At 63.2% G+C, this 24,287-nt stretch carries 20 protein-coding genes and 2 pseudogenes; 12 read left to right on the top strand and 10 right to left on the bottom strand.

The annotated features are described in order from the left end of the window. Positions 1 to 30: 30 nt before the first annotated feature. From soxA to EAV90_RS27015, 7 genes are all read right to left on the bottom strand, one after another. Entirely contained in the window at positions 31 to 810 is a 780-nt protein-coding gene (gene soxA / locus EAV90_RS27045) for a sulfur oxidation c-type cytochrome SoxA (RefSeq protein ID WP_164937116.1), read from the bottom strand. Continuing rightward, positions 807 to 1,124, bottom strand: coding sequence for a thiosulfate oxidation carrier complex protein SoxZ (soxZ, locus tag EAV90_RS27040; protein ID WP_122404413.1), 318 nt, complete (start codon positions 1,122 to 1,124; stop codon positions 807 to 809). The genes soxA and soxZ overlap by 4 nt, the downstream gene beginning before the upstream one ends. Further along, positions 1,124 to 1,591: a SoxY-related AACIE arm protein gene (locus EAV90_RS27035; RefSeq protein WP_122404412.1), complete on the bottom strand. Its 468-nt coding sequence runs from the start codon at positions 1,589 to 1,591 to the stop codon at positions 1,124 to 1,126. Before EAV90_RS27035 ends, soxZ begins: the two co-directional genes overlap by 1 nt. A gap of 4 nt (positions 1,592 to 1,595) precedes the next feature. After that, entirely contained in the window at positions 1,596 to 1,967 is a 372-nt protein-coding gene (gene soxX, locus EAV90_RS40795; RefSeq protein WP_244607693.1) for a sulfur oxidation c-type cytochrome SoxX, read from the bottom strand. A 265-nt stretch (positions 1,968 to 2,232) separates the two neighbouring features. Continuing rightward, on the bottom strand, positions 2,233 to 3,504 hold the full coding sequence (locus EAV90_RS27025) for an FCSD flavin-binding domain-containing protein (RefSeq protein ID WP_122404410.1): 1,272 nt from the start codon (positions 3,502 to 3,504) through the stop codon (positions 2,233 to 2,235). A 52-nt stretch (positions 3,505 to 3,556) separates the two neighbouring features. Beyond that, positions 3,557 to 5,743 (bottom strand): xanthine dehydrogenase family protein molybdopterin-binding subunit, encoded by a 2,187-nt coding sequence (locus tag EAV90_RS27020; protein ID WP_129145175.1) that lies wholly within the window; start codon positions 5,741 to 5,743, stop codon positions 3,557 to 3,559. A 12-nt stretch (positions 5,744 to 5,755) separates the two neighbouring features. After that, a complete protein-coding gene (locus EAV90_RS27015; RefSeq protein WP_162500386.1) occupies positions 5,756 to 6,205 on the bottom strand; it encodes a (2Fe-2S)-binding protein in 450 nt (149 codons plus the stop codon). Positions 6,206 to 6,518: 313 nt separating this feature from the next. Here EAV90_RS27015 and EAV90_RS27010 point away from each other — a divergent pair, with 313 nt between their 5' ends. Continuing rightward, the gene (locus tag EAV90_RS27010) at positions 6,519 to 8,123 is read left to right on the top strand and encodes a B12-binding domain-containing radical SAM protein (RefSeq protein ID WP_122404407.1); all 1,605 of its coding nucleotides are present in this window, start codon (positions 6,519 to 6,521) and stop codon (positions 8,121 to 8,123) included. A gap of 4 nt (positions 8,124 to 8,127) precedes the next feature. Here EAV90_RS27010 and EAV90_RS27005 read toward each other — a convergent pair whose 3' ends face one another. Continuing rightward, positions 8,128 to 9,516: an MFS transporter gene (locus EAV90_RS27005; RefSeq protein WP_129145174.1), complete on the bottom strand. Its 1,389-nt coding sequence runs from the start codon at positions 9,514 to 9,516 to the stop codon at positions 8,128 to 8,130. Positions 9,517 to 10,867: 1,351 nt separating this feature from the next. Here EAV90_RS27005 and EAV90_RS27000 point away from each other — a divergent pair. The 5 genes from EAV90_RS27000 (at position 10,868) to EAV90_RS26980 (ending at position 16,888) form a co-directional block, all read left to right on the top strand. Next, positions 10,868 to 12,502, top strand: a complete 1,635-nt coding sequence (locus EAV90_RS27000) for a calcium-binding protein (protein ID WP_129145173.1) — start codon at positions 10,868 to 10,870, stop codon at positions 12,500 to 12,502. Positions 12,503 to 13,067: 565 nt separating this feature from the next. Beyond that, entirely contained in the window at positions 13,068 to 14,516 is a 1,449-nt protein-coding gene (locus EAV90_RS26995; protein ID WP_129145172.1) for a coiled-coil domain-containing protein, read from the top strand. 63 nt (positions 14,517 to 14,579) lie between these two features. Then, positions 14,580 to 15,623: a TAXI family TRAP transporter solute-binding subunit gene (locus EAV90_RS26990; protein ID WP_122404403.1), complete on the top strand. Its 1,044-nt coding sequence runs from the start codon at positions 14,580 to 14,582 to the stop codon at positions 15,621 to 15,623. Next, the gene (locus EAV90_RS26985; RefSeq protein WP_244607692.1) at positions 15,620 to 16,249 is read left to right on the top strand and encodes a hypothetical protein; all 630 of its coding nucleotides are present in this window, start codon (positions 15,620 to 15,622) and stop codon (positions 16,247 to 16,249) included. The genes EAV90_RS26990 and EAV90_RS26985 overlap by 4 nt, the downstream gene beginning before the upstream one ends. A gap of 24 nt (positions 16,250 to 16,273) precedes the next feature. After that, positions 16,274 to 16,888: a DsrE family protein gene (locus EAV90_RS26980; RefSeq protein ID WP_160118846.1), complete on the top strand. Its 615-nt coding sequence runs from the start codon at positions 16,274 to 16,276 to the stop codon at positions 16,886 to 16,888. 123 nt (positions 16,889 to 17,011) lie between these two features. On the opposite strand, the gene EAV90_RS26975 is transcribed toward EAV90_RS26980, so the two are convergent. Then, positions 17,012 to 17,755 (bottom strand): SDR family NAD(P)-dependent oxidoreductase, encoded by a 744-nt coding sequence (locus EAV90_RS26975; protein WP_122404401.1) that lies wholly within the window; start codon positions 17,753 to 17,755, stop codon positions 17,012 to 17,014. A 143-nt stretch (positions 17,756 to 17,898) separates the two neighbouring features. On the opposite strand from EAV90_RS26975, the gene EAV90_RS26970 reads away from it, so the two are divergent. From EAV90_RS26970 to EAV90_RS26955, 5 genes and pseudogenes are all read left to right on the top strand, one after another. Beyond that, positions 17,899 to 18,669, top strand: a complete 771-nt coding sequence (locus EAV90_RS26970; RefSeq protein ID WP_122404400.1) for a methyltransferase domain-containing protein — start codon at positions 17,899 to 17,901, stop codon at positions 18,667 to 18,669. Positions 18,670 to 18,867: 198 nt separating this feature from the next. Continuing rightward, on the top strand, positions 18,868 to 19,869 hold the full coding sequence (locus EAV90_RS26965) for a DctP family TRAP transporter solute-binding subunit (RefSeq protein ID WP_122404399.1): 1,002 nt from the start codon (positions 18,868 to 18,870) through the stop codon (positions 19,867 to 19,869). A gap of 65 nt (positions 19,870 to 19,934) precedes the next feature. Continuing rightward, positions 19,935 to 20,465 (top strand): annotated as a pseudogene (locus EAV90_RS40790) (TRAP transporter small permease); the annotation flags it as partial. A 1-nt stretch (position 20,466) separates the two neighbouring features. Further along, a pseudogene (locus EAV90_RS40785) lies at positions 20,467 to 20,796 on the top strand (TRAP transporter large permease subunit); the annotation flags it as partial. Between the two features lie 154 nt (positions 20,797 to 20,950). After that, positions 20,951 to 21,136: a hypothetical protein gene (locus EAV90_RS26955; protein ID WP_129145171.1), complete on the top strand. Its 186-nt coding sequence runs from the start codon at positions 20,951 to 20,953 to the stop codon at positions 21,134 to 21,136. A 15-nt stretch (positions 21,137 to 21,151) separates the two neighbouring features. Here EAV90_RS26955 and EAV90_RS26950 read toward each other — a convergent pair whose 3' ends face one another. Then, positions 21,152 to 22,222 carry a glycosyltransferase family 4 protein gene (locus EAV90_RS26950; RefSeq protein ID WP_122404397.1) on the bottom strand — a complete coding sequence of 357 codons (1,071 nt, stop codon included), beginning with the start codon at positions 22,220 to 22,222 and terminating at the stop codon, positions 21,152 to 21,154. 275 nt (positions 22,223 to 22,497) lie between these two features. Here EAV90_RS26950 and EAV90_RS26945 point away from each other — a divergent pair, with 275 nt between their 5' ends. Continuing rightward, complete coding sequence (locus tag EAV90_RS26945; protein ID WP_122404396.1) at positions 22,498 to 24,261, top strand: ABC transporter ATP-binding protein; 1,764 nt, start codon at positions 22,498 to 22,500, stop codon at positions 24,259 to 24,261. Positions 24,262 to 24,287: the final 26 nt, after the last annotated feature.

The following is a 24,287-nucleotide window of genomic DNA, read 5'->3' as shown; positions in this document are numbered from 1 at the left end:
CGGTCGAGCGGATGGCTCGGCCGTTTAGGCTCAGGGACGTACGGCCGGCGTCTCCATTGGCAGGCCATGCGCCCGCGACATCAGATAGAGTTCGAGCGCGACCAGCTCGGGCGATCCGTAGTCATAGGCCTGGGCACGGACGCCGCTCATGCAGCTGCGCAGCCGCCGCTCCAGCGAGCCCAGTGTCTGCCATTCCAACCGATAGAGCGGATAGCCGGTCGGTTGCGCTTGCGTGATCGGCGCGCCGGCGAGGCGCTTGTCGAAATTGTCGTCGTGGCAGTTGGTGCAGGCGAGGTTGAGCTGTCCCTCACGCTGCATGTACAGCGCGCGGCCCTGCTCGACAAAGGGTTTGGCTTGCGGATCGTCACCGGCCGTGATCGGGGTGCCGCGCGACTGATGGGCGATAAAGGCGGACAATGCGAGCAGATCGTGGCTCTCATAGGGCAGCGGTATCGCCTGCTGATGATTGGCGCGGCAGAGATTGATCCGCTGATCGAGCGTGACGGGGCGGCCGAGGGCCTTGTCGAAGGCGGGATAGCGCGCCGCGACGCCTTTCATGCTGCTGCGCGCATCGCCATGACAATCCGTGCAGGATTTGGCGGCGCTGCCGGTCTTCTTCGCCCACAGCGCTTCGCCGTCGAGCACGAACAGCATGCCGGGATTGCTGGTGTCGTCCTCCTGCATGGCGCGCGTGTCCGGACCCATGAAGGCATAGCCGGAACGGCGTGCATCGGGCGGGATTTCGCCCGCGAGCAGGGCAGGCGCCGCGGCAAACAATGCTGCCGCGGCTATCGCGCGCCAAGACATCATTCGACCGTGATCGATGCCGAAGCAGCGGAGGAATAGCCGTTGTCGCCGATCCACTCGAACTCGAACTTGCCGCTTTCCTTGACGACCGCGAAAAACGACAAATACGGGTTCGCGGCGATAGCCGGAAACAGATCGGCGCGAAAAATCTCAGCGCCGTTGTAACGGCAGGTGAAGCTCGTGATGATGTTGCGCGGCACCAGATTGCCGTCGGCGGTGTGGCGGAAGCCGGTCTCCATGATGTGCGAGGTCAGCGTGCGGATCTCGACGATGTCGCCGCGTTTGGCCTTCGAGGGGACGTTGATGAGGGCAGCCATCAGTTCATCTCCTCGGTGCAGGCGGCCAGTGTCACGACGACGTCGGCGGCAATTTGCCAGAACGTGTCGTCGGAGAGACGCGCGATCGCAACCACCTTCTGGGTGTCGGCGAGCCGAATCCGTGTCGAGACCTGGGCACGGCCGGAGGCAGGGCCGAAATAGAAATTGCCGATGTTCGGCTGCGGGTTCTTCTCGTTGAAGACGTGGATGCTCTTGACGTGGTCATCGGCCGTCATCGGGCTTGCGACGCTCACCGTCAGCGGCACGGTGTTGCCGTTCTCGACCAGCGGCGGAATATCCAGCTTGATCCTGCCGGTGTGAATCTGCGCTTCGCCGACCACGTTGCGGATCGCCGCGTTGAGCATCGCCGGTGTCGCCTCGAGCGGCCGCAGCGTGACGATCGGGATCGTCCCGGCGACTGTCGCGCCTCCGGCGAGGCTCAGGAATTGTCGTCGCGTGGTCGGCATGAACCTAGTCCCGAAGTGTTGCAAGAAAGGCCACGATGTCCTCGATCTCCGCAGCCGACAAGATCGGCTTGCCGGCGAAGTTACGTCCGACGCGGACGAAGCCGTCGTTGCGATAGTAGGATGGCATGATGGTGTCCGGATTGAAGCGCGAGGCATCGACCAGTCGAAGTCGCAACTGGCTCACCGACCACCGGTTCCCGGCGCCGGAGAGATCAGGCGCAAGGTCGCCCTGGAACCGCGTTTCCGGAAATGGGCCGGAATGGCAGAGGATGCAGGTCGTCGTGCGCGCGAGCACCAGCGCGCGGCCGCGCGCGGCATCGCCGGACGAGCCCGTGAGTGATGCAGGAATGCCGTCGCCGATGATTGTGTAGGGCACGAGGTCATCGGCTTTTGAAGGCGAACAGAAGGCGAGGCTTGCGACGACGAGTGCGGCATTCGCAACTCTTGGAAGAGGCGAGTGAGATCGCCGGGCACTCCTCTGACCTCTCTCGCTTGCGGAAGAGGTCGCCGCGCAGCGGCGGGTGAGGGTTCTTTCCTCTCGGGGGCTCTCGCGTGTGGAGACACCCTCTCTCCGACCCTTCCCCACAAGCGCGGGAGGGGGTGCACTTTGGCTGTGGCGGCAGGCTCGTTTCATTATCGCTCTAGCCAAACGTATTCGCCGTGATGGTTTGAAACCAGCGCTCGGCCTCAGCCGCCTCGCGGGCGCGCAGCTCGCGCGGGGCATCGACCGGGCTGGTCGCGACGCCCTCGACCTCGGCGAAGATGTCGCCTTTGGGCTGGTAATTGCCGATGAGCGAGAAGCCGTAGCCGGGTGCGACGGTGTCGTAGCAGATGCCCGTCAATCGCGGCGCCTCCGGCGTGCGGCCCGCGAGCAAAGCGACGATCGCGCCAGCGCATGCCTTGCCCTGAGCGCTCGCAGCCGATGCCGATTTGGGGATGCCGCCGCCGAGGCAGGCATCGCCAATGACGTGGATGTTCGGAACGAGTTTCGACTCGAAGGTGACGGGATCGATCGGGCACCAGCCGGTCGTGTCCGCGGTGCCTGCGATCCCGGCAATGCGCCCCGCGCGCTGCGGCGGGATGACATTGGCGACATCAGGGGTGTAGTTGCCGAACTCCGTGAGGATGGTTCTCGTCGCGGGATCGACCGAGGTGACGCGACCGCCTTGCGATAGCGCGATGCGCTCGATCATGTCGCCATAGAGCTCTTTCCACGCCTTCTCGAACAGCCGCTGCTGCGAGAAACTGTCCTTGGCATCGAGGATCAGAACCTTCGAGCGCGGCTTCTTCGTCTTCAGGTAATGCGCGATCAGGCTTGCGCGCTCGTAAGGTGCTGGCGGGCAACGGGAAGGATTGGCCGGGATTGCAACGACGACCGTGCCGCCGTCCGCCATCGCTTCCAATTGCCTGCGCAGCAAAAGCGTCTGCGCACCGGCTTTCCAGGCGTGCGGCATCGTCTCCGACGCGGCGGCGTCGTAGCCAGGCAGGGCTTCGGGATGGAAGTCGATGCCGGGCGAGAGCACGAGCCGGTCATAACCAAACGCGGTACCGCCGTCCGTCGTCACCCTACGCTTTTGCGTGTCGATGCTCGTCACAGCCTGAGCGACGATGCTGATGCCGTCGGCCGCGAGCTTGTCGTAGCCGAACTGCTGCGCCTCGATCTCGCGCAGGCCCGCGATCACCTCATTGCTGAAGGGGCAGGAGATGTAGGTCTTGTTCGGCTCGATCAGGGTGACCGGCAATTTTGCATCGGCGCGCTTGAGCGCGCGGGCGCAAGCGGCGCCGCCAAAGCCGCCGCCGATCACGACGATCTGACCCATCGATTGGGCGCGCAGGATCGAAGGTGCGGCGAGCGATGTGGCCGCGACGGCGATGCCGAGGGCGGCACTCCGCCGTGTCACCGGCGTATTCATGAGACTTGTCCGGAAAATGCAGCGGCGGCCGGCGTGGCCGCCGCAGCTCTTCTTACGCGAAGGTGATGTTCTGATCGCGCAGCGGCACCGAACGGATGCGTTTGCCGGTTGCGGCGAAGTACGCATTGAGCACCGCCGGCGCCGCGACGCCGATGGTCGGCTCACCGACACCGCCCCAGAACCCGCCGCTCGGCACCATCACTGTCTCCACTTTCGGCATCTCGCTGATACGCATCGAGTTGTAGGTGTCGAAGTTGGTCTGCTCGATCTTGCCGTCCTTGACGGTGCAGCCGCCATAGAACAGCGCGGAGAGGCCATAGACGAAGGAGCCGGCAACCTGTCGCTCCACCTGCGCCGGATTGACGACGTAGCCGGGATCAGTGGAGGCGACGATGCGATGCACCTTGATCTTGCTGCCGTCGACCACGGAGATCTCGGCGGCGCCGGCGACATAGCTGCCATAGCCCATGACCTGCGCGATGCCGCGATAGACGCCCTGCGGCGCCGGCGTGGTCCAGCCGATCTTCTCGGCAACCGCATTGAGCACAGCGAGGTGCTTGGGGTGGTTGCCCATCAGCTTGCGGCGGAATTCGAGCGGGTCCTGGCCTGCGGCCTGGGCCAGCTCGTCCATGAAGCACTCCATGTAGATTGCATTGTGATTGACGTTGACGCCGCGCCAGAAGCCCGGCGGAACGTGCGGGTTGCGCATCGCATGCTCGATCAACAGGTTCGGCACCGAATAGCCGAACGCGGCCTCGCCCGATTGGGCGACGCCCTGGAACGCTGCCGGATCCATGCCGTTCTGCAGCGCTTCGGGGCGCAGCGAGAACAGGATCGACTGCCCGGACAGGCGGTAGTGCAGCGCGATCAGATTGTTGTTGGCATCGAAGGCGCCGGTCATCTTGCACTGCGTGACCGGGTGATACTTGCCGTGCGCCATGTCCTCTTCGCGCGACCACAATAGCTTGATCGGCGTGCCCGGCATCTGCTTGGCGATCATGACGGCCTGGCGAACATAGTCGGTCTGGCCGCGCCGGCCGAAGCCGCCGCCGAGCATCACCTTGTGGACGTCGCACTTCTCGGCCGGCAGGCCGGACGCCTCCAGCACTGCCGCGAAGGCCGCCTCGCCATTCTGCGTGCCGCACCAGACCTCGCACTTGTCCGCCGTGTAGAGCGCGGTGGCGTTCATCGGCTCCATGGTGGCGTGGTTCTGGTAGGGATAGCTGTAGACGGCCTCGACCTTCTTTGCGGCCCCGGCGATCGCGGCTTTCGCGTCGCCGTTCTTGTTGCCGACATAGGCCGGCTGCGCATCGTCGAGCCCCTCGGCCAGCCACTTCGCAATCGACTCGCTGGAGACCTTGGCGTTGTCGCCCTCGTCCCAGGTGATCGGCAGTGCCTCCAGCGCGGTCTTGGCGTGCCACCAGGTGTCGGCAACGACGGCGACCGCGGTGTCGCCGACCGTGACGACCTTTTTGACGCCCTTCATGCCGGCGACCTTGGCCTCGTCATAGCTCTTCAGCTTGCCGCCGAACACCGGGCAGTCCTTGATCGCGGCGTTCAGCATGCCCGGCAGCTTGACATCGATGCCGTAGACCATGGCGCCGGTGGTCTTGTCGACGGTGTCGAGCCGCTTCACGCCCTTGCCGATCAGCTTCCAGTCCTTGGGATCCTTCAGCTTGACGTCCGCCGGCGGCGTCAGCTTCGCCGCGGCCTCGGCGACCTTGCCGTAGGTCGTGGTCCGGCCCGAGGGCGTATGGGTGATGACGCTGTTCGCGGCCGTGCATTCGGAGGCCGGCACCTTCCATGCGTCGGCGGCGGCTTGGATCAGCATCACGCGCGCGGTGGCGCCACCCTTGCGGACATAGTCCTGCGAGGAGCGGATGCCGCGGCTGCCGCCGGTGGAGAAATCGCCCCAGACGCGCTTGCGGGCCACGCTCTGGCCGGGGGTCGGATATTCGGTCGTGACCTTGGTCCAGTCGCATTCGAGCTCCTCGGCGACGAGCTGCGCAAGGCCGGTGAGCGAGCCCTGGCCCATCTCGGAGCGGGCGATGCGGATCACCACGGTGTCGTCGGGCCTGACCACCACCCAGGCGCCGATCTCGGGCGAGCCGTCGGCGGCGCGGACCACGGCAGGGCCCCCGAAGGGGATGTCGAGGCCGATTGCCAAGCCGGCGCCCAGGGTGGCGCTTCCGATCACGAAGGCGCGGCGGTTCATTTGGAGCGAGACGTGCTTGTTCATGGGGCGGCTCCTTTAAGCGCTTGCGATCGTGTGGATCGCCTCGCGCACCTGCTGGAAGGTGCCGCAGCGGCAGATATTGGTGATGGCCTCGTCGATGTCGGCGTCGGTCGGCTTCGGCTTCTCGTTCAAGAGCGCCGCCACCGCCATGATCATGCCGCTCTGGCAATAGCCGCATTGCGGCACGTCCTGAGCGATCCAGGCCTCCTGCACCTTGTGCAGCGAATCCCCGGATGCGAGCCCTTCGATGGTGGTGATCTTCTTGCCCTCGGCCTCACTGACCGAAAGGCCGCAGGAGCGCATCGCTACGCCGTCGATGTGAACCGTGCAGGCGCCGCATTGTGCAATGCCGCAACCGTATTTGGTGCCGGTCAGGCCGGCGTTCTCGCGGATCGCCCAGAGCAGCGGCGTATCCGGCTCGACGTCGAGGGTGAGGGTTTTTCCGTTGATTGTTAGGTTTGCCATCGCAGTCCCCTGATTGGCCCAATCCACCGATTGAACTCAGGGGCGCAATGTGTCCGGCAAACTGGAACTGTTCAAATCAACAGTCCGAGGGGTGGCTGGAATGCATTGCGTCGCTCTTGGGGGATGGACCGGCGCGTTGTTTTGCCTCATCCCTTGTCGAGCGATTCGGGTTGACGCCTTTTCGTGGGCGCCAATCCGCGGCTTGAAGCGACGTCCGGGGCGGATTGCCGTGCAGAGGCCACAGTTTGTCCTTTTTGCCGGGGTGCAAGATGAGGGCACTTTGGTACACTGCCCCGCCGCCAACAGGAGTTCCATGAACGTGCCGAGTCCCTGCAACGTACTGATGCTCTACCCGCTGTTCTCGGCAGAGTCCTTCTGGAGCTTTGGCGAATCCTGCAAAGTGATGGGCGTCAAGCGTCCCGCCGCCCCTTTGGGCCTGATCACCGTTGCCGCGATGTTGCCCCAGAGCTGGACGGTCCGGCTGATCGATTGCAACACGGCACCGCTCGGCGACGAGGATCTTGCCTGGGCCGATGTCGTCTTCACCGGCGGAATGTTGCCGCAGCAGGCCGACACGCTGCGCCTGATCGAGCTCTGCCGCGCGGCTGGCAAGCCGGTGGTGGTCGGCGGCCCCGATCCCACCTCGAGCCCCCACATCTATGAGCGGGCCGATTTCCAGGTGCTCGGCGAGGCCGAGAGCGTCATCGACCAATTCATCGCGGCCTGGGAAAGTGGTGCGCGGTCCGGCGTCTTCACCGCGCCGAAATTCCAGGCCGACGTCACCAAGACGCCGGTGCCGCGTTTCGACCTGCTCAATTTCGAGGACTATCTCTATCTCGGTGTCCAGTATTCACGCGGCTGTCCCTTCACCTGCGAATTCTGCGACATCATCGAGCTCTATGGGCGCGTGCCGCGGACCAAGACGATCGAGCAGATGTTCGTCGAGCTCGAGACGCTCTACGAGATGGGCTACCGCGGCCATCTCGATTTCGTCGATGACAATTTCATCGGCAACAAGAAGTCGCTGCGGCAATTCCTGCCAAGGCTCGCCGAATGGCAGCGTGCGCACGGCTACCCCTTCGAATTCTCCACGGAAGCCTCGGTCAACCTCGCCGACGATCCGGAACTCTTGGAGCTGATGGGCGCGGCGAATTTCTTCGGCATCTTCGTCGGCATCGAAAGTCCGGACCCGGCGACGCTTGTCGCGATGCGGAAGAAGCAGAATACGCGGCGCAACATCGCCGAGAGCATCCACAAGATCTACGCCGCCGGCATGCTGGTCACCGCGGGCTTCATCGTCGGCTTCGACAACGAGAGTGTCTCGATGGCGGAGTCCATGATCGAGTTCATCGAGGAGGCGGCGATTCCCGTCGCCATGGTCGGCCTGCTCTATGCCTTGCCGAACACGCAGCTCACGCGCCGGCTCGAGCGCGAAGGCCGGCTGCATCAGGGCCACGACGTGGCGCCGACCATCGGCGCCGATCAGTGCACGGCCGGCATCAACTTCGATCCGGTCCGCCCGCTGCGCGACATCCTGTTGGACTACAAGCGGGTGCTGGAACACATCTACAGCCCGGCGGCCTATGCAGCACGCGTCGATCGTTTGATGACACTGCTCGACCGTTCCCGGCAGCGCGCCGAGCTCGCCGAAGGAGACATCCGCGCCAGGCTCGGGGCGATGGAGACGGTGCACAAGGTGGTCACCGCCCTTCCCGAGGCGCGGGGGCCGCTCTGGCAGACCTTCATGAACTGCGCCAAGCGCGACACGTCATCGGCGCGCATCGCCGTGCAGATGATCGCGGCCTATGCGCATCTCGGACCGTTCTCGCGCAAGGTCATCGCGGCCATCGACGCGCGCTTGGCTGCGCTGGATAACGAGACCGTCACTCCGGCGGCTGTCGGCGTGACGGCGGCCTGACGGCTTACTTCACCGCAAGCCGCAAGAAGCTCATCACGCTGCCGAGCGCCGCAAAGCCGGCGCCGAGCGCCAGCGCCAGTGTCGCACCGTCGTGTCCGGCGAGCGCGAAGCACAAGGCGGCGAGCGCGGCCCCGGTGGTTTGTCCCGTCAGGCGCGCGGTCGCGACGATGCCGGAGGCGCTGCCGCTGCGATGCGGCGGCGCGCTCGACATCACCGCCTTCATGTTCGGTGCCTGGAAGAAGCCGAACCCCATGCCGCAGATCACCATCCGCCAGATGATGTCGGCGACGGCGGGGTTGGCCGGAAGCGTCGCGAGCAGCGCCATGCCGAGGCCGAGCAGCACCAGCCCAATGCCGCCGAGCAGGCCGACCGCGTGACGGTCCGACAGGCGGCCTGCGATCGGCGCCATGATGCCGACCACCAGCGGCCATGGCGTCATGAAGAATCCGGTCTCGACCTGCGAGCGGCCGAGCACGTCCTCGAAATAGAACGGCAGCGAGACGAAAGCGAGGCCCTGGACCGCGAAGGAGCACACCGCGGTCGCCGCCGACAGCGCGAACATCGGACGGCTGAACAGGTCGATCGGCAGCATCGGCGCGGGATGCTCGGCATGGCGCCGCGTCAGGATGAAGCCGAGCGCGAGGGCCGTGACCAGCTCAACGCCCACGACGATCGGCGACAGGTTATGCGCTGCGCTGCCAATGCCGGTGATGAACAGGCCGAGGCAGGCGGCGGCGAGGATCGCGCCGAGAAAGTCGAAGCCGTGATCGGCGCGCGGCGTCTTCGGCAGCATCGCAAAGCCGATGCCGATGGCGATGAGGCCGAACGGGATGTTGACGGCGAACAGCCAGGGCCACGGGCCGAGCGCCAGGATCGCGGAGGCGATCGAGGGCCCGAAGGTAAAGGCGGTCGCGACCACCAGCGCGTTGTGGCCGAAGCCGCGGCCGAGCATCCGCCCCGGATAGACGAAGCGCACCAGCGCGGTGTTGACGCTCATGATGCCGCTCGCGCCCAATCCTTGCAGCGTGCGCGCGACCAGGAGGCTCTCCAGCGACCATGCCACCGCACAGAGCAGCGAGGCGATGGTGAACAGGATAAGGCCGCCGAGATAGATGCGCTGATGCCCGACGATCTCGCCGAGCGCTCCGAGCGGCAGCAGCGTCGCCACCAGTGCGATCTGGTAGACGTTGACCACCCAGACCGACTGCTCCGGGCTGACATGCAGATCGGCGGCGATGGCAGGCAGGGCGATGTTGGCGATCGCGGTATCGAGCGAAGCCATCGCCAGCGCGGTGAAGATCGCGGCAATCGCCCAGCGCCGTTGCGCGGCCGGAACGCCGTCGGCGATCGGCGGAGCGGGTTCGCGCGCGGCGGCAGGTAACGTGATTGTCATTGCGTTGGCGCGTTGCTCCGGCGGCAGGCTATGCCTGTACTACGGCTCGGCGGCCGGCCACAGGCTTATGCGTGCATGCTGTGTATGCGCCGATGCCGCACGCGCCGCGGAAAGGGCAGGGCAAGCGCGCCGTTCGCCTGCTTTCGGTGCCGGTCACGACGTTCAAAGCAAAAAGTCGAAAAACAACCCCATGCACAGTAGAAGAGCCCTTGATCTATAAGGGAATTTTCCAACTGCCTTGCGATGACATTCGCAGCCGCGATCAAGTTGACCCGTCGGGCAAAACACTGGCAGGATGAAATCGTGGCAGGACGCTCGGAAGGACCAGCATGCGCGCGTCGACGTCGCATAGTCGTCGCGGCCACGCCCAGAGCCGTCGCCCCTAACGCACTTCCGTCACGGTCGGATCGACCACCGATGGCGGGCTTGCGACTGTCGACTCGCCGCTACTGCCAAAATCGGCGCCGCATCGGCCAGATACCAGTGACTTTTGAACGTCTGCGGCTTCGTCTTTCCTCGGCCTTTTCCAGTCGGGTACGCAGGTTCTGAAGCTCTGCCAATTGAGAGCTGAGTGACGAGACACGCTGACGCAGAACCACCATACGGTCGCACACCTGGCCACGAGTACTCATGACGCGCCCCTAAACTGTGACTATTAAACAATGATCGACGTCGGGCGAAAACAAAATGGGCTCAACCTATAGGTTTAGTTAAATGACGGTTAGCACAGGTTCATTGAAAAAATATGAAATAGCCGACACGCACGGCAGGAGACGTGGCCCGACCGCGGTCCGGGGAGACGGCAAGGGTCAAACCGCCGCTGGATCGTGATTTCGAGCGAGAGCCCAAGTCGCTTCCGAATTCGTCTGCGGGAAACCGCCGCTAGAGTAGAAGCCCCAGCGCCAACCAGGTTGCAACAGACAAGCAGACGCCAATTCCTAAGTACGGCAATGCAATGCGCATCGGTCACTCCTCGGCTCCGAGACGCGACGAGAACACGGTCAGATACGCATATTCGCGGCGCCGAGCCTATATTCCATGCGATGTACGGGCTTTGTCATGTAACCGCCGGAACGCAGCGTGCTTGGCTGAAATCCGGTGTGATCAGGCGTGACTGCTTACCGAGTGCGGGTGAATTCCGATGTAGCGTCATCGAGGCTTTAGCGGGGGTGGGCGGGTGAGCTGGACCGTCGGCTGAACCACCGCTGTTCCCCGCTCTTATTTTGACGCCCGCCCTGATTTAAAAGACTAATTCAATTTTATTAAAAATTGCGATTTAATTTAGAAAATGATACGTTGTAAACGTTAGCGCCACATCCTGCACGAACCCGCAAATGCGAGGGAGGGGCACGTGGCTATTCTATTTGGCGATACGAATGGATCACTCACGGGCCGACAGCACGGCGGAGCCCAGACACTGGTCGGTTCCGATCCGACCAACATGCTGTTCGGAGATGCCGGCGTTGACTTGCGCGACCGCGCGGTCGGCGGCAACGACACCTTGCTGACTTCCGGATCCGGAAGCCTGTTTGGTGATGCGGGCGGAAACATTTCTGATTACGCGCTGGGCGGCAACGACACGTTGTCCGCCGATGTGCCGGCGTCTGCCATCATCCCCGGCGAGACTTTCATTCTGAGCATGTACGGTGATGCCGGAGGCAGCATCTCGGATCGGGCCCTTGGTGGCAACGACAGCCTCAATGTCGAACTGCCGCTGGCCTTCACGCCCGGTGTGAGAGTGAATGCCTATGGCGACGCAGGCGAAACATTGGCCGGTCAAGCCCGTGGAGGTGATGATCATTTCGGCGTTTCCGGTGGCGGGCACCAAACCGTCGCCGTGTATGGAGATGCCGGCGGCAATCTGATCAATCGCGCAGTCGGCGGTAACGACACCTTCGTTGGTCACACCGGACCGGATAGCACTTTTGAGTTCTATGGCGACGCCGGTGGAAGCCTGTTCGGGTATGCCCGCGGCGGAAGCGACAGCTTCACCGCGAGCGGATCCGAGTACAACAATCATCTCTATGGTGATGCCGGAGGCGACATGGCCGGCCATGCAGCCGGTGGTAATGATAGTTTTGCTGTGAGCGGGATCAACCCGTTCAACTTCGTCTTTGGCGACGGCGGTGGAAACATGTCCGCTTCCGCCGCCGGCGGAAACGACACGTTCAACGACTCGAGCGATGCGACACTCGCCGATCGCAACGTCTTTGCCGGCGATGCGGGCGGGAACATGTCCGGTCTGGCCCGCGGAGGGGACGACACCTTCAACAAGACCGGTCTTGGCGGGAGCACGTTCTATGGCGATGCCGCGGGTGACATGTCCGATGGCGCCCACGGCGGCAATGACACCTTCCAGGCTTCGGGCACGCAAGACCAAAATGTCTTCTACGGCGATGCCGGCGGCAACATGGGGGATCAGGCCGTCGGCGGCGACGACACCTATATCGGCGGCAACGTCTTTTCCCAGCTCGCCAATCAGGCGTACGGGGATGCGTCGACCATGTCGGGCCACGCGCATGGCGGGAACGACACGCTGGTCGGCGGCGATGATCCCAATCCACATCCGGCGGGCAGCTACGAAACCACTCTCGTCGGCGATGCCAAATCGATGTCCGACTACGCAAGCGGCGGCAATGACAAGCTGGTAAGCGGCACTGGAAATGACGACATCTGGGGCGATGCGCAGGTGATGCTCGGCTTCGCCAATGGTGGGAACGATACGTTCGTGTTCAATTTCGACAGCGGCCACGACAGGATCGAGGATTTCGGGCAGGCGCTGTCGAACTTGGGATCCGATCACATCGATGTCTCTGCGCTCGGCATCGCGGATTTCAGTGATCTCAGCATCTCAAAGTTCGATCCCGCAACGCATGAGAGTACGATCACGTTCAGCCCGGGCAACGACGTGGTCGTGCATAGCGAGGAAGCGCTCAGGCCCGAGGACTTCATCTTCGCGCCCCATCAGGACCTGCTAATGGCCTGAGCCAAGTGTCTCGTTGCTTAGCTGTCGGTCGAGGACGGAGGCAGCATTCATGCCGCCACGAGGCGGAGTGCATTCCACGGTCTTGTCAGTGGTTCGCGAGCGAGGTTCGAGTGGCAGCTCTCCCATAAAGCTCCCATAAAGAGAGGCTTGCTTTGTTCGCCAGAGAGTGCGTGAGCGGGCCGGGGCCAGCCCGCGCCGGCGACGATTTAATTTGACTTTTGCGCATGAGCAAAATTATATGGATTTAAGTTAATTTATCTATTTAATTTGAGCGCCTTGCCGCGGCGCAGCATCACTATCTACGCGTGTTCTGATGGGTACCGAAACCATGCGCACAGGCCAAGTGATCGCTCCATTGGAGTTGCACTTGAGAGAGGCGTGATCCATGCGCCGATCAATCGATACTGCACCGAGGGGGCGAGAGAACACTCGGATAGAAGACGCGGCGGGGGCTGTTGAGGTCGGTCACCGGTTGCCCGAGACGGGTAGATGGGTCGCGAAGGACGGCTCGCCGATCTGCTTGTCACCGACTCATTGGTGTCCCGAGACCGAGGATGTCGATCCCGTGGAGGCAAAATCGGGCAGTTCGCTCGTTGCGGCTGTCGTTCTGGTCCCCCTCATCTTCGTTGGGGCGGCCCTGCTCGGTGCGTTCGACCCGTTCAAGGCACAGACGATTCCGGAAATGACGCGCATCGACCGCGAGAGCGCCGCCGACCTCGACCGGCGGCCTGAAATCGCGAGCGGATCGCTAGCACTCCTTCAAGGCGAAGCGACGGGGGCCCTGATGCAGGCGATGCCGGCAAGCACAGTGGGACCTCGACAAGGGCTCGACGCAGACGCTCCGCGCAACGACGCACTCTCCGGTGAGCTGGCCGGCGCGCGCAAGGAGCTTGATGAGGCGATCCAGCACACGCACACAGCGGAAATGGCTGCGGAGGAGCTGCGGCAGTCTCTTCAACAGGAGCAAGCCCGCAGCGCCGCAGTCGCGAACGAACTTGCCGGAACCCGCCGCGAAATCGAAACCCGAATCGCACAGGCGCGCAACGCGGATGAGGTGGCCGCGCAGCAGAGAGATGCGGCGGCGCGGGAGATCGCCGAACTGCGGTGGTCCCTGCAGCAGGAGCAGGAAAAGAGCGCCGTCCTGGCGAAGCAGGTGAGCGCCGCGCAGGCAGCAACGGCAAGCGCTGAGCAAGAGCGCTACGAGGCGCAGTCGCGCGCCGCGGCACTCGCAAGCGAACTTGCCGGCATACCTCGCGGATCGCTTGCGGCCGACGGTGCGGCGGCGGAGCAAAGCGAAGCGGCCGGACGGGAGATCGCGGAACTGCGGCAGTCGCTGCAGCAGGAGCGCGAAAGGAACGCAGCCCTCGTGCAGCAGGCGGACGCCGCGCGTTCGACAGCGATGAACGCCGAGCAACAACGTCGTTCCCTCGAAGAGGCCAAGGCTGCCGCGCTGGAGGGCAAACTTGCGGAAGCGCGCCGGGACATCGAAATCCTGAACGGGCAATTGCGCGAGGCGAACGATGCGGTCCCGCAGCAGAGACAGGCCGCGAACCGAGAGATTGCCGAACTGCGGCAGTCGCTGCAACAGGAGCGGAGCAGGACCGAAGCCAGGCAGAGAGACCGCGCCTCGATATCGCGCCGCATCGATGAGCGCGCCCCGATAGAGCAAAGAAACGAAGGCACAATCGCGTCGACGGCGCAGAACGTGATCGCAGCGGAGCCGCCGATGAGTCCAGGGCAAGACGAGGTGGAGGCCCGATTGATCCCGCGTGCCAGAGCGTTGCTCGATCAGGGCAACATTGGCGCAGCGCGGATTGTACTCGAGCTCGCTGCCGAGAAGAACATTGCGCAGGCAATCTTCATGCTGGCGGAGACATATGATCCGGCGGTTCTGTCCGCCTGGGGTGCCTATGGAACGCGCGGCGAGGCGGCTAAGGCGCGAGAGCTCTACGCGAAGGCACAGAGGAGCGGTATTCGCGGAGCCAAGGAACGACTGGACGCATTGCATCACTGAAAGTGGGCTTTTGCGTTTCGACTGGAACGAGTGGTTGCGGTGGGTCATCCGGAAAGAAACAACATGAACAAGGTGCCAAAGTCGCTCTCGTCGCTCCTGCTGGCCGCGCTGGTGCCGATTGCCATGCTGCTTCAACCGGCTTGCCTGGAAGCACAAACCGCAAGAACCGCCAAGACGGATGCACAAATAGTCCGACGGCCGCTCTCTCAGGAGAGCGAAAAGCAGCGGATGAACGCCTGGACAGTCGGGCTCGCCGGCGGGCTGCTCGAGGGCGCGCCGATCCGCCTTGCGGCGGAAATGGCCCGTGTCGTCGATGACGGAGCAGAGCTGCATCTCCTGCCGATCGTCACCCGAGGCGCCACCGACAATCTGAATGCGCTGCTCTATTTGCGTGGTGTCGATACAGCCATCATCAATTCCGACGCGCTGGACGAGTACAAGCTTCAGGTTCCGCAGATCCAAAGCCGCATCACCTACTTGCTCAATCTGTTCCCGTCCGAGTTGCACATTTTCGTGCGACCGGAAATCACGAGCCTGCAAGATCTTGCCGGCAAGAAGGTGAACTTCAACACGCTGGGCACCGCAGCCGCCTATTCTGGACCGCTGATCTTCAGCCGTCTCGGCATCGACGTCGACAAGACGTTCATTCCGCATCAGGTGGCCTTGGAACAGATGCGCAAAGGCGAGATGTCGGCCGTCGTGTTCATCACATCGAAACCCGTCGATGCCTTCGTACGGGGCCGCTGGGAGGCTGGATTCAAGTTCCTCCCGGTCCACTACGACAGGCAGTTCGAGGACTATTATCTGCCGGCGACCTTGGACGCCAACGAGTATCCCAATCTGATCAAGCCAGGTGAGCGGGTCTCGACCATCGCGGTGCCGACGGCGCTGGTTGCGTTCAACTGGCCGCCGCGCTCAAATCACTATCAACGCGTGGCGCGCCTCGTCGAGTACCTGTTCTCGCGAATTGACCGCCTGCAGGGACCCGGTTTCGATCCGAAATGGCAGTCGATCAATCTCGCGGCATCCGTCCCCGGGCTCACCCGCTTCCAAGCCGCGCAGGAATGGCTGGATCGCAAGGCGCGCAGCGTACAGGCGAGGCCATGAAGAGTGCCGCTCCTCCGCTAGCCGTCGCCTTGAACGTAGCCTGCGGAATCGCTTATGCGCAAAACACGAGCGATCCCATGGAAACACTTCGGGCTTGTTCGGCGACGGAGGGGCAAGCCCGGCAGGAATGTCCGCAAGATCTGTCAGGCAAGCTTCCGCCGCCCGGGCGGCGGGCGTCAGACGGTGGCTGGCTGATCAGCGAGACCACCTCGCCAGTCGATTATTCACCGGTCGTCACCGCCACCACCTCGTCCGTCGGCAGCTCGGATGGTGGCACGATGCAACTCGCGATCCACTGCCGCCGAGGGCGCACGGAAGTCACGGTCGCCGGACCGGCGCTGTCACGGAGCGCCAACGAATACGTCATCTCCTTTCGGCTGAATGCGGACACGCCAATGCAATTGACGGCAGCGTCGCCGTCATTCGGCTCCGGCGTCGCTTTCGGCGGCGACGTCGTAAAGTTGCTGAGCTCGCTACCCGAGGATGGTCACATCGTTGTGCGCCTTTTCACCCGCACTGGTCCGGCGCAAGACGGACAATTCCTGCTCAGCGGATTCGAAAACGTGCGCAAGAAAATGGCGGTTGCATGCAAATGGCCACATAGCGTCGCCAGACCAGCAAGGTGATGGTCAGGGAAGGGGAGACACGAGATGAACAATCCAAAGTTGGCGGCGGCAGTCATCAGCGGCCTGGCGATGCTGCTTCTGGTCGAACCGAGCGCGCAGGCGCAGCAGGACAACCGGTTGATCCCGCAGTCGAGCGCGACGAGCCAAGCGAGCCGTCCGAAGCATTCGGTCCAGAAGCAGGCGAGCAAGCCGGGGCAGACTCACACGAGCAAGCAAATCACCGCGACAAGGGCGGCGCTGGCTCAGGCGACAAAACCCGAAATCGACAAAAAGCCGCATCAGCTCATATTGCAGGTCAATTCCAACGACCCTGCGATGATGAACCTGGTCCTCAACAACGCGACCAACGTCGCCGAATACTACCACGACCTCGGTGAGGCAGTGTCGATCGAGGTCGTCACCTTTGGTCCTGGCCTTCACATGCTGCGCGATGACACTTCGCCGGTAAAGCCGCGCATTGAAGTGCTCGCGATGAGCCATCCCGAAATCTCTTTCAAAGCCTGCGGCAATACCCGGGAAAACATGCGTAAGGCGGAGAACAAGGACATAAGCCTGATTCCACAGGCGACCGTCGTCAAATCTGGCGTCGTTCGCGTCATGGAGCTGCAGGAGCAGGGCTGGAGCTACGTCAAACCGTGAGGTCAGGCGGTAATGCGGCCGTCGGGAGTGCAGCTGGCACAACATGCCGTCCCGACCCGAGTGGCCGCTGACGGTCAGACCGACTGTCGGCGGCGTGCCAGACGGTGGCCAAGAGGCCCCGCCCTAGAACTGATACCTCCGCAAGCCCCCATCCACCGGGATCACCGCGCCCGTGATGTAGCGCGCCACAGGCGAGGCCAGAAACACCGCGAGTGCCGCCAGATCCTCCGGCTCGCCCCAATAGCCGACCGGGATTTCTTCTTCGGCAAAGCGCTCGCGATAATCCGGCGGATAGTTGCGGCGGATCTGTTCGCTCATGATGCGGCCGGGCGGGATGCAGTTGATGGTGATGCCGTGGGCGCCGATCTCGCGTGATAGGCCCTTGGCCCAGGCATGCACGGCGGCCTTGGCGGCGAAGGCGGCATTGAGGCCTTCCGGCTCGGACTTGCCGGTGATGTTGATGATGCGGCCCCATTTGCGTTCGATCATCTGCCGCAGCAACGCATGGGCGATGCGGCGGTAGCTGGTGAAGTTGAGCGCGATCGCCTCGTCCCATTTGCCGTCGGGCGCGTCGACGGGGAGGGGACGGCTGCCGCCGGCATTGTTGACGAGGATGTCGACGTGGCCGAACTCCTTCAGCGCGAAGGCCGCGATGTTCTCGGCGGCGCCCTTGGCCATCACGTCCTGCTCGAACGGCGTGATCAATCCGCCTCCGACTTCTTTCACTAGCTCGGCAAGCAGATCGGTGCGGCGCGCCACGCCGACGACACGCACGCCTTCGGCCGCCAGGCCCTTGGCAATGGCGCGGCCGATGCCGATGCTCGCACCCGTGACGACAGCGGTTTTCGATTTGAGCCCGAGGTCCATGGTCACACGCTCTCTTGGTTGTTGCTTTACTTTTTTGCTGTTCGTTTCCTGCCCTGTCCCGGAGGCTTGCGAATTGCCCGACCGGGACGAGCAGTGGTAACCAAGAGCTCTGGCGAAGGAAACCCGAAAAAGAAGAGGCGAAGATGGTCTGGGATCCGCAGCAATATCTGAAGTTCTCCGGCCATCGGCTCCGGCCCGCCGTCGATCTGTTGATGCGGATTCCGGATTTTGCCCCGCGCGCCATCGCCGATCTCGGCGCCGGCGCAGGCAACGTCACCAAATTGATCAGGGAGCGCTGGCCGGATGCACGTGTGACTGGCGTCGAGGGCTCGGCTGAGATGGTTGCCGCGGGACGGAAGGCCGCGCCTGATGTGGAGTGGTCGCATGAGGATCTCGGCCATTGGCGCCCCACACAGCACTACGACTTGATCTATTCCAATGCCGCACTGCACTGGCTGCCCGATCATGCGGCACTGTTTCCGTCGCTGATGGAGAAGGTGACGCGTGGCGGCATGCTCGCGGTGCAGATGCCGCGCAATTTTCTCGCGCCTTCGCATGTGCTGATCGGCGAGACCGCGCTAGACGGTCCGTGGCGATCCAAGGTGGAGCATCTCGTCACCCCGCCGCCGGTGGAAGGGCCGGCCTTCTATCATGATCTTCTCGCGCCGATGTCGGCCAACATCGACATCTGGGAGACCGAATATCTGCAGGTGCTCGAAGGCGAGAACCCCGTGAAGGAATGGACCAAGGGGACCTGGCTGACGCGCTATCTCGATGTCTTGCAAGGCGATGAGAAAGCGGCGTTCGAAGCCGCCTATGGGATGCGCGTCGCAAAGGCCTATCCGAAGAATGCGGCGGGGCAGACGCTGTTCCCGTTCCGGCGCCTCTTCATGGTCGCCCAGCGCAAAGGCTGATTGCACTGCCGCAATGCGGCATAAGCGCTCGCTCCCTTGGACGCGCGCGGGCACCGGGTTGCGCATGCGGCGGTCGTCAAGTTAGCTTGGCTTCGACAAAATTGGGCTTAGGTCTAGTTGTTCGCGTGGCGGATTGCTGCCACTACTGGCCTGAAAAACAAAAAGAACCCGATTTCAGAGTTGTTGGGAGGTACCTTCATGCGCAAGCTGTTTGCCGCGGTCGCTGCCGCGGCTGTTCTCTTGGCTCCCGCCATTGCCCAAGCCCAGAGTCCTATTGTCATCAAGTTCAGCCACGTCGTCGCCAGCGACACCCCCAAGGGCAAGGGCGCGCTGAAGTTCAAGGAGCTCGCTGAAAAATACACCGACGGCAAGGTCAAGGTCGAAGTCTATCCGAACTCCACGCTCTACAAGGACAAGGAGGAGATCGAGGCGCTGCAGCTCGGTTCGGTGCAGATGCTTGCGCCCTCGACCGCGAAGTTCGCCCCGCTCGGCATCAAGGAGTTCGAGGCGCTCGACTTGCCCTGGCTGTTCAAGGACGACCAGACCTACGCCAACGCGATGAAGGGTACGGTCGGCAAATGGCTGTTCCAGAAGCTCGAGGCCAAGGGCATCACCGGCCTCGCTTATTGGGACAACGGCTTCCACATGGTCTCCGCGAATCGGCCGCTGATGAAGCCGACCGATTTCCAGGGCCTCAAGTTCCGCATCTCCGGTTCGAAGATCGCCGACCAGTATTTCCGCTTGCTGGGATCGATTCCGCAGATCATGGCGTTCTCGGAAGTTTACCAGGCCTTGCAGACCGGCGTGGTCGACGGCTGCGAGAACACGGCGTCGAACTATCTGACGCAGAAGTTCTACGAGGTGCAGAAGGACATCACCGTGTCCTATCACGCGCATCTGCAATACGCCGTGATCGTCAACTCGAAATTCTGGTCCGGCCTGCCGCCTGATATCCGTACCCAGCTCGACAAGGCGATGGCGGAGGCGACCGACTACACCAACTCGATCGCGCGCCAGGAGAACGAGGATGCGCTGGCCGAGATCAAGAAGACCGGCAAGACCAATCTGCATTATCTCACCGACGCCGACCGCAAGGCGTGGCAGGAGGCGTTGCAGCCGACTTACAAATGGGCCAAGGGGCGGGTCGGGCAGGAGGTGCTCGATCTCATTGCCAAGGAACTCGACGTCAAGATGAACTGACGGCTGCGGTCCAATAAGAACACGACCAACGGTCGGGGGTGATCGCTCCCGGCCGTTGCGCTTGAATGATCCAACCCGGGGGGACCAAGTTGCTGCGCTTGCTGAATCGTTTTCTCGATCATCTCGAGGAATGGCTGATTGCGACGATGATCGCGGCTGCGACGTCGCTCATCTTCGTCGCGGTGCTGCATCGCTACGGCGCCGGACTGTCGATCGACATCGCCAGATGGGCGGAAGCCCGCAACCTGGCCTTTCTCGCCGAGTCCGCGCGCGCCGCGTTCGCCTGGCTTGCCTCGCTCGACCTGTCCTGGGCGCAGGAGCTCTGCATCTACATGTTCATCTGGATGGCGAAATTCGGCGCCGCCTACGGCGTGCGGACCGGCATCCATGTCGGCGTCGACGTCCTGGTCAATATCCTCCCGGGCGGATCGCGCCGGCGCGTGATCACCTTCGGCCTTCTCTGCGGCGCGCTGTTCACCGCCATCGTCGCCTATTTCGGCGCCGCGTTCGTCAGCCAGATGTGGCAGACCGGTCAGCAGTCCAACGATCTCGAAGCGCCGATGTGGATGGTGTATCTCACCATCCCGCTCGGCTCCGCTCGTCAACCTGCTGCTGCTGCTGGCTGGCAACGTGATGGAGCCGTCCTCGATCATCCTGATCATGGCCCCGATCCTGTTTCCCGTCGCGGTCAAGCTCGGCATCGACCCCATTCATTTCGGCATCCTGATGACGGTCAACATGGAGGTCGGACTGTGCCATCCGCCCGTCGGCCTCAACCTCTACGTCGCCTCGGGCATCGCCAAGATGGGCATCACCGAGCTCACGGTGGCGGTGTGGCCGTGGCTGCTGACCATGCTCGGATTCCTGGTGGTGGTGACCTATTGGCCCGGCCTGTCGTTGTGGCTGCCACGGCTGCTGGGGATGTAGCCGGACGAAAACGTCGTAGATGGGATGGAGCGCAAGCGTAATCCGGGAGCTTCGTCCTGACGCAAGAGAATCCCGGATTGCGCTGCGCGCAATCCGGGCTACGTATCCTTTTCTTGCCAACCGCCAGATAGACACGGGAGGGGAGGAAACAAACATGACCGACATCATCAACGAGCCGAAGGACGCAACGCCCTCCGTGGTCGCGCAGCACGCGGCCATGCTCAACGCGCTGCCGTTTTCCGATACGCGCGACTTCGACGATGAGACCGCGGTGCTTGAGCCGAGAAGCTGCGGAGTACCGGATGCCCCGGTCAAGCCGGGGCATGACAGTGTGCCTTGAGGTGAGAGCGACCAGCTACTCTGCGCTGCTCACCAGCTTGATCCGCGGCGCCTTTGCCTCGGTCAGGCTGCGGTAGGCCGCGAGATAGTCCAGCGCCATGCGGCGTGCCGTGAAGCGCGTCTCGAACTGCTTGCGGATCGCGGCGCGGTCGAGTTGCGGAAGGCGGTTCACCACTCCCGCCGCGCTGATGACATCCTCGACGATGAAGCCGGTGAGGCCCTCATCGATGATCTCCGGCACCGAGCCCCGGTTGAAGGCGACGACCGGCGTTCCGCACGCCATGGCCTCGATCATGACGAGGCCGAACGGCTCCGGCCAGTCGATCGGCAGCAGAAGCCCGAGCGCGCCGCTCAGGAAATCGGACTTCTCGTGATCGCTGATCTCGCCGATGAAGTCGACCAGCGGATTGTTCTCGATCATCGGCCGGATCAATTCGTCGTAGTAATCCTGATCGGCGCGATCGACCTTGGCCGCGATCTTCAGCGGAATACCGCAATGGGTTGCGATCTTGATGGCGCGGTCGACGCCCTTCTCCGGCGCGATGCGGCCGAGCACGGCGAGATATTCCTGTTTTGCCGCCTTCGGCGTCAGCAGCTTCTCCGGCAGGCCGTGGTGGATCGTCGTCACCCAGTTCGCCTGCGGCACCGGCCGCCGCTGCGCGTTGGAGATCGAAATGACGGGCATCTTGGAGAAAGTATTGAAGACCGGCTGATGCTCCGGCAGATCGAGCCGGCCGTGCAGCGTAGTCACGAATGGCGTCGGCTGACGGTGGAACAGCGACCACGGATAGTAGTCGAGATGGAAGTGGAGGAAGTCGAACTCCTCGTCGTCACATTTTTGCCGCACCCGCTCCAGCAGCACCATGTGCAGCGCATTGGGATCGCGCACGGAACCGTCGAGACGGAGCGCCTTCGGCCACAACGCATCCAGCTTGCCTGACGTCTGGGAGTCGCCGCTGGCGAACAATGTCACTTCGTGTCCAAGGGCCACCAACTCTTCCGTCAACCAATGCACCACCCGCTCGGTGCCGCCATACAGCTTGGGTGGAACAGCCTCCGTCAACGGAGCTACCTGCGCGATGCGCATCTCACCATCTCCTCTGTGCGATCATGATTGAAAACCCCCGCCTGTACGGCACCGGCAAATGCCAGCCAAGGGAACGTTTCCGCACCTGCGAAGTTCCTTCCCCCAAACGTTACATATTCGACACGTCAGGGGATCGTCGCGATGCTGCCACCACATCTTCGCAGATCGTCCGTATCCGCATGTCGTGATGAGCTTGCCCGGGAACCGAGGCGAAGTGGTCGATGTTCACTCGACCAGTGACGAAACGAAAATCAGCATAACGGGGCGATAGCCATATGGATCAGCTTTCTGGATACGCGCGCAGGCCATTTGCCTTTGTCTTGCGCTATCTTCGGCGTCGCCTCGCGGCGCATTTGCTGATTCTGACCGCGGTCGTGGCCGCCGTCGCCTGCTCCGTGGGCACCCAATACGGCGTCAAATCCCTGGTCGACAGCTTGTCCGCCGGACCCTCACATGGTGGCAGCGTATGGCTGGCATTCATTTTGCTCATGTCGCTGATCACGGCCGACAACTTCCTGTGGCGGATCGCGAGCTGGACGGCGAGCTTCACCTTCGTTCGTGTCACGGGTGACTTACGTCGTGACATATTTCGTCATCTGACCGGACATGCGCCGAGCTACTTCTCGGACCGGATGCCCGGCATGCTGACGAGCCGCATCACGGCGACGTCGAACGCGGTGTTCACCGTCGAAAACATGTTTGTCTGGAACGTGCTACCGCCCTGCATTGCCACAATTGCGGCAATTGCCTTGATTGGAACCGTCAGCCCCTACATGGCCCTCGGGCTGATCGTGATCGCCGGTGGCATGGTCATTGCGATGTTTCGTCTGGCAGCCGCGGGCAAGCCGCTGCATGACGATTTCGCCGACAAGGCCGCGGTGGTCGATGGCGAGATGATCGACGTCATCAGCAACATGCCGCTGGTGCGCGCCTTCTGCGGCATCAGCCACGAGCATGAGCGGTTCGACGCGACGGTGAACCGCGAGATCACCGCGCGCGGCCGCAGCCTGCGCTATCTGGAGAAGCTGCGGCTGACGCATGCCGGCGTGACCGTGCTGTTGACGGTGGCGCTGATGGCCTGGGCGATCACGCTCTGGCAAAAGGGCGAGGCAACCACCGGCGATGTCGTGCTGGTCTGCACGCTCGGTCTCTCCATCCTCAACGCGACGCGCGATCTCGCGGTGGCGCTGGTCGACGTCACCCAGCACGTTGCGCGCCTGACCGAGGCCATCGCCACGCTGCTGGTGCCGCACGAATTGCGCGATCACCCCGAGGCCGAGCCGCTGGTGAAGAGCGGCGCCGCGATCGCGTTCAACAACGTCACCTTCGGCTATCCCGGCGGCGAGAAGATTTTCGAGCGGTTCAGCCTGCGCCTCCAGCCCGGCCAGCGTGTCGGACTGGTTGGGCAGTCCGGCGGCGGCAAATCGACGCTGTTCACGCTGCTCCAGCGCTTCTACGACGTGGACGATGGCAGTATCACCATCGACGGCCAGGACATCTCGAAGGTGACGCAGCTGAGCCTGCGCGAGGCGATTTCCGTCGTGCCGCAGGACATTTCCTTGTTTCATCGCTCCATTCGCGAGAACATCCGCTATGGCCGGCCGAACGCAACCGACGACGAGGTGCTGCGCGCGGCGATCGCGGCGCGCTGCGACTTCGTCGAGAGCCTGCCTGACGGCCTCGACACCATGGTCGGCGACCGCGGTGTGAAGATGTCCGGCGGCCAGCGCCAGCGCATCGCCATCGCGCGCGCCTTCCTGAAGGATGCGCCGATCCTGCTGCTCGATGAGGCGACCGCAGCACTCGACAGCGAATCCGAGGAGGCGATCCGCGAGGCGCTGTCGCGCCTGATGCGTGGCCGCACCGTGATCGCGATCGCGCATCGCCTGGCGACGCTGCGCAATTTCGATCGCGTGGTGGTGCTCAAGGCCGGTAAGATCATCGAGGACGGTGCGCCCGACCGGCTGATGCAGGGTCACGGTCCCTACCGTGAGCTGGTGACCCAGGAGATGAACCGGCTCGCGAAGGTCGCCGCGTAGATCCAGCCGTCTCGTTCGCGTTGGTT

Origin of the sequence: Bradyrhizobium vignae, assembly GCF_004114425.1 — a bacterium.
Lineage (GTDB): Bacteria > Pseudomonadota > Alphaproteobacteria > Rhizobiales > Xanthobacteraceae > Bradyrhizobium > Bradyrhizobium vignae.
This window is presented reverse-complemented; position numbering and strand designations above follow the sequence as displayed.

Bases quoted from the DNA above. Each gene is read 5' to 3' on its own strand.
- EAV90_RS26955 (WP_129145171.1), top strand. From the start codon at position 20,951: ATGACCGACATCATCAACGAGCCGAAGGACGCAACGCCCTCCGTGGTC.
- EAV90_RS26945 (WP_122404396.1), top strand. From the start codon at position 22,498: ATGGATCAGCTTTCTGGATACGCGCGCAGGCCATTTGCCTTTGTCTTG.
- EAV90_RS26950 (WP_122404397.1), bottom strand. From the start codon at position 22,222: ATGCGCATCGCGCAGGTAGCTCCGTTGACGGAGGCTGTTCCACCCAAG.
- EAV90_RS26990 (WP_122404403.1), top strand. From the start codon at position 14,580: ATGAACAAGGTGCCAAAGTCGCTCTCGTCGCTCCTGCTGGCCGCGCTG.
- EAV90_RS27020 (WP_129145175.1), bottom strand. From the start codon at position 5,743: ATGAACAAGCACGTCTCGCTCCAAATGAACCGCCGCGCCTTCGTGATC.
- EAV90_RS27015 (WP_162500386.1), bottom strand. From the start codon at position 6,205: ATGGCAAACCTAACAATCAACGGAAAAACCCTCACCCTCGACGTCGAG.
- soxA (WP_164937116.1), bottom strand. From the start codon at position 810: ATGATGTCTTGGCGCGCGATAGCCGCGGCAGCATTGTTTGCCGCGGCG.
- EAV90_RS26980 (WP_160118846.1), top strand. From the start codon at position 16,274: ATGAACAATCCAAAGTTGGCGGCGGCAGTCATCAGCGGCCTGGCGATG.
- EAV90_RS26970 (WP_122404400.1), top strand. From the start codon at position 17,899: ATGGTCTGGGATCCGCAGCAATATCTGAAGTTCTCCGGCCATCGGCTC.
- EAV90_RS27035 (WP_122404412.1), bottom strand. From the start codon at position 1,591: ATGCCGACCACGCGACGACAATTCCTGAGCCTCGCCGGAGGCGCGACA.
- EAV90_RS27005 (WP_129145174.1), bottom strand. From the start codon at position 9,516: ATGACAATCACGTTACCTGCCGCCGCGCGCGAACCCGCTCCGCCGATC.
- EAV90_RS27025 (WP_122404410.1), bottom strand. From the start codon at position 3,504: ATGAATACGCCGGTGACACGGCGGAGTGCCGCCCTCGGCATCGCCGTC.
- EAV90_RS26985 (WP_244607692.1), top strand. From the start codon at position 15,620: ATGAAGAGTGCCGCTCCTCCGCTAGCCGTCGCCTTGAACGTAGCCTGC.
- EAV90_RS26965 (WP_122404399.1), top strand. From the start codon at position 18,868: ATGCGCAAGCTGTTTGCCGCGGTCGCTGCCGCGGCTGTTCTCTTGGCT.
- EAV90_RS27010 (WP_122404407.1), top strand. From the start codon at position 6,519: ATGAACGTGCCGAGTCCCTGCAACGTACTGATGCTCTACCCGCTGTTC.
- EAV90_RS26975 (WP_122404401.1), bottom strand. From the start codon at position 17,755: ATGGACCTCGGGCTCAAATCGAAAACCGCTGTCGTCACGGGTGCGAGC.
- soxZ (WP_122404413.1), bottom strand. From the start codon at position 1,124: ATGGCTGCCCTCATCAACGTCCCCTCGAAGGCCAAACGCGGCGACATC.